At 67.8% G+C, this 1,016-nt stretch carries 1 protein-coding gene; it reads right to left on the bottom strand.

Annotated elements, in window-relative coordinates; all coding sequences use genetic code 11:
* A partial coding sequence (locus ACTWP5_RS32070; RefSeq protein WP_443224706.1) for an acyltransferase family protein occupies positions 1-962 on the bottom strand: 962 nt, incomplete at its 3' end.
* Between the last annotated feature and the right edge of the window lie 54 nt (positions 963-1,016).

Below are 1,016 nucleotides of genomic sequence, written 5' to 3'. Positions count from 1 at the left end.
AGGGTGGCGTAGGTGCGGGTTTCGAGGATTTCGGGGCGGCCGTAGAAGATGATGACGGCTTGGACCATGTAGAAGGCGAAGGAGACGGTGCCCAGCCAGACCATGAGGCGGCTGCGGAGCCAGCCGGCCCCGAACCGGCCCGTGACGGGGGTGGTGGTGGCGGCCAGGTCGCTGGCGGCGGCGGCGCAGATGATCATGCTGACGGGGATGATGGTGGCCAGGCTGAAGCCGTAGGGGTCGGGGAGGGCCAGAGCGGCCCAGTAGCCCAGGGCGAACAGGGCGGTGGCGGGGGCCAGGCCGACGCGGCGGGGCCAGCGTCCGGCCGCGACGATGCGGGCCAGGACCATGCCCAGGACGAACTCGAACAGGCGGGGCGGGGCGAAGTACAGGCCGAACCACTGCTGGTTCAAGGTGAGGTCCAGGCCGGGGATCGCGGCGCCGCCGATGAGGTACTTCGTGGTCAGGGCCATACCGGCGACGCCGGCGGCCATCACACCCGCCCACAGCCACAGCGCCCGTTCCGGGATGCGGCGGACCAGCAGGATGAAGGCGGGGAAGAGAGCGTAGAAGAGGAGTTCCGCGCACAGCGTCCAGGACGGGTGGTTCACGCTGAAGATGACGGTCGGGTCGTTGGTGAAGGTGTGGACCAGGAACAGGTTCGGCAGCCAGGTCTCCACCGGCCCGGAGGACGCCCACAACCACATCGCCAGGATCCACACCACGACGTGGTTGGGGTAGATCTTCAACACCCGACGCCGCCAGAACGACGTCGCCCGGCCCCCCGGAGCCCACGACCACGTCAACACGAAGCCACTGAGCACGAAGAAGAACGACACCCCGATGTTCCCCGCCGGCGCGAAGAAGTCCGCCAACCTTGTCGCCGTGTCCGCGTCAGCGAAGAAACTGACCGGCGACGTCATGTCCAACGGACTCACCAACAACGTCGCATGCGCCAAGAACACCAACAACGCCGCCAGGAACCGCAACCCCGTCAACGACGGCAACGGCACCCGTCT

This window comes from Streptomyces sp. 4N509B (assembly GCF_052245655.1).
GTDB lineage: Bacteria > Actinomycetota > Actinomycetes > Streptomycetales > Streptomycetaceae > Streptomyces.
The sequence above is the reverse complement of the archived record's forward strand: the minus strand, read 5'-3'. Positions and strand labels throughout refer to the sequence as shown.